Origin of the sequence: Mesorhizobium sp. M7A.F.Ca.US.014.04.1.1 (assembly GCF_003998745.1) — a bacterium.
Taxonomy (GTDB): Bacteria; Pseudomonadota; Alphaproteobacteria; order Rhizobiales; family Rhizobiaceae; genus Mesorhizobium; species Mesorhizobium ciceri.
Genome location: NZ_RZRW01000735.1, coordinates 1 through 2496 on the forward strand (window position 1 = coordinate 1; position 2496 = coordinate 2496).

The 2496-nt window shown below is 62.3% G+C and carries 3 protein-coding genes and 1 tRNA gene; 2 read left to right on the forward strand and 2 right to left on the reverse strand.

Annotated elements, in window-relative coordinates; translation table 11 throughout:
• The first annotated feature begins 179 nt into the window (after positions 1-179).
• Positions 180-650 (forward strand): nucleoside deaminase, encoded by a 471-nt coding sequence (locus tag EOA22_RS30720; protein ID WP_063170230.1) that lies wholly within the window; start codon positions 180-182, stop codon positions 648-650.
• Positions 651-897: 247 nt separating this feature from the next.
• Here EOA22_RS30720 and EOA22_RS30725 read toward each other — a convergent pair.
• Positions 898-973, reverse strand: a tRNA-Lys gene (locus EOA22_RS30725).
• Between the two features lie 257 nt (positions 974-1230).
• Here EOA22_RS30725 and EOA22_RS30730 point away from each other — a divergent pair.
• Positions 1231-1716 carry a BA14K family protein gene (locus tag EOA22_RS30730; protein WP_063167948.1) on the forward strand — a complete coding sequence of 162 codons (486 nt, stop codon included), beginning with the start codon at positions 1231-1233 and terminating at the stop codon, positions 1714-1716.
• A gap of 95 nt (positions 1717-1811) precedes the next feature.
• Here EOA22_RS30730 and EOA22_RS30735 read toward each other — a convergent pair.
• A partial coding sequence (locus EOA22_RS30735; RefSeq protein WP_245478725.1) for an FGGY-family carbohydrate kinase occupies positions 1812-2496 on the reverse strand: 685 nt, incomplete at its 5' end.

Genomic DNA, 2496 nt, shown 5'->3' on the forward strand with positions numbered 1-2496 from the left:
ACCGCGACTGTGCTCATCTGTGCGACGCCAAGACCGGTCGGCGATTCTAGCGCAAAGGTCTGATATCCCGGCGCAAAGGTCTCAAGCCACGGTTCGCTCTTGCCACTCGCATCGCTTGGCAGCAATCTCGGATCAAAGAGCCGCTCATCGGGTGGATGTCGGCGTCCCGGGGTTTTGCCATGACACGCGATCAGATGCTCGCCCACCTTCGATCCGCCGACGCGGTCGCGCGCGAGGCGGCGGCACATGGGCATCATCCCTTTGGTTGCGTTCTGGTCGGGCCGGATGACCGCGTGCTGATGCGGCAGGGCAATCTCGACACGGTGCGCCATGCCGAGACGGAGCTCGCCCGCCGCGCCGCGGCTGCCTACGCGCCGGAGTTCCTGTGGCAATGCACGCTGGTCTCAACCTTCGAGCCGTGCGCGATGTGCGCCGGCACGATGTATTGGGCCAATATCGGGCGGCTGGTTTACGGGGTCGAGGAGACCGAACTCCTGGCGCTCACCGGGGATCACGCGGAGAATCCGACGATGAGCCTCTCTTCGCGCACCGTCCTCGGCTCCGGCCAGAGAAAGATCGAGGTCTTTGGCCCCTTCCCCGAAATCGCCGACGAGATGCTCGCACCGCACCGCGATTTCTGGAAGCGCTGACGGCTTCGTCCCGGCCGGTAAGGTCGATCAATGGCAGCAGTGACTGTCGGATCGCGGTGGGAGCCGCCGCCGCCGTTCAACAAAATCAAAGACTTGTAGAATCAACGATCCGAAGTCGGACGATCTTGTCATGCGTTGCCCGTGGCGAGATCCTTGAGAAGGGCGTGCAGGCCGTGAAAACTCGGACAGTCGCTGCTTTCTCAAAGACTCAAAGGCCCTAAGTGGCTGATATTTAATGCTAAAACAATGGTGAGCGCGATGGGATTCGAACCCATGACCTACTGATTAAAAGTCAGTTGCTCTACCGGCTGAGCTACGCGCTCCCGCGGGCGAAAGGCGGCCCTCGAAATTGCGCGGAACATAGGGAGAGTGCCTCGACCGGTCAACCGGAAAAAGAGGTCTCGCAAACACGGGCGGCTTCGCCCTGTCGCGGCACTTGTCCCACGCGCTGTCGGGGGGAGAACGGCCAAGGAACGCTGCCATTTATGCCTGACGGTGGCATCCAGTCTGGGGAACAATTGTATGCGCCGCTCGTTTTTCGGGCACAGGGACGTCCGCCAAACCATCGAGGAGAAGACCAATGAACAGAATCACAACGAGCCTGCTGGCGACCGCTCTCTCCGCCACATTCGTTGCGGCGGAGGCGGTGTCGGTTAATGCCCAACCGAACTATGTGCCGCAGTCCCAGGTCGCGGTGCCGGATGTACAGACAGTCCAGTACCGGGAGTGGCGCAAGGACCGCTACAATCGCAATTTTTCGCGTGACCGCAGTTTTTCGCGTGACCGCAATTTTTCCCGCAATCGCGGCATGTATTGGAACGGCCATCGGGGCTATCGTGAATATCGCCCCGGCTACCGTCGTCACGGCGATTATTGGTTCCCGCTTGCGGCCTTCGCTACCGGCGCGCTGATTACCGGGGCAATCATCAACAACGAAAACAACCGCGTCTATGAAGGCAATGCGCATGTGCGATGGTGCTACGACCACTACCGCAGCTACCGTGCTTCGGACAACACGTTCCAGCCGAATTACGGCCCCCGCAGGGAGTGCCGCTCGCCTTATTGATGTGGGTGAGTGGGAGTAATTGATAGTGCTGCATTGAAGGCCCATGCCAGAAGTGGCGCGGGCCTTTCTTTTCGGTCACCCCTGCCAACTGAGGCCTATGGCGTGCTCAGCGTCCGGCGCACAGCATCGCGCCAACCAGCAAGTTTGGCTGCGCGCGCAGAGCCATCCATGGCCGGCTGGAACCTCCGCTCCAGCGCCCAGCTCTTCGCGAATTTCTTGGCATCCGGCCACACGCCTGCCTTCGACCCGGCGAGCCACGCGGCACCCAGCGCCGTCGTCTCCAGGATGGTCGGACGGTCGACCGGCGCGTCGAGGATGTCGGCCAGCCTCTGCATGGTCCAGTCCGACGCAACCATGCCGCCGTCGACCCGCAGCACGGTCTTGGCCGAAGCTCCCTTCCAGTCCTTTCGCATGGCGTCGAGCAGGTCGCGCGTCTGGTAGGCGACGGATTCGAGTGCGGCGCGGGCGAATTCCGCCGGCCCGGAATTGCGCGTCAGCCCGAAAATGGCGCCGCGTGCCTCGGCGTCCCAATGCGGCGCGCCGAGCCCGACGAAGGCCGGCACCAGGTAGACGTTTTGCGTTGGATCAGCCTCGGCAGCCAGCTTGCCGCTTTGCTCGGCCTTGCCGATCACCTTGATGCCGTCGCGCAGCCATTGGACCGCGGCGCCGGCAATGAAGATCGAGCCCTCCAGCGCATAAGTGGTCTTGCCGTTCAGCCTGTAGGCAATAGTGGTCAAGAGCCGGTTCTTCGAACGCACAAGGTCGCTGCCGGTGTTGAGC

Bases quoted from the DNA above. Each gene is read 5' to 3' on its own strand.
- EOA22_RS30720 (WP_063170230.1), top strand. From the start codon at position 180: ATGACACGCGATCAGATGCTCGCCCACCTTCGATCCGCCGACGCGGTC.
- EOA22_RS30730 (WP_063167948.1), top strand. From the start codon at position 1,231: ATGAACAGAATCACAACGAGCCTGCTGGCGACCGCTCTCTCCGCCACA.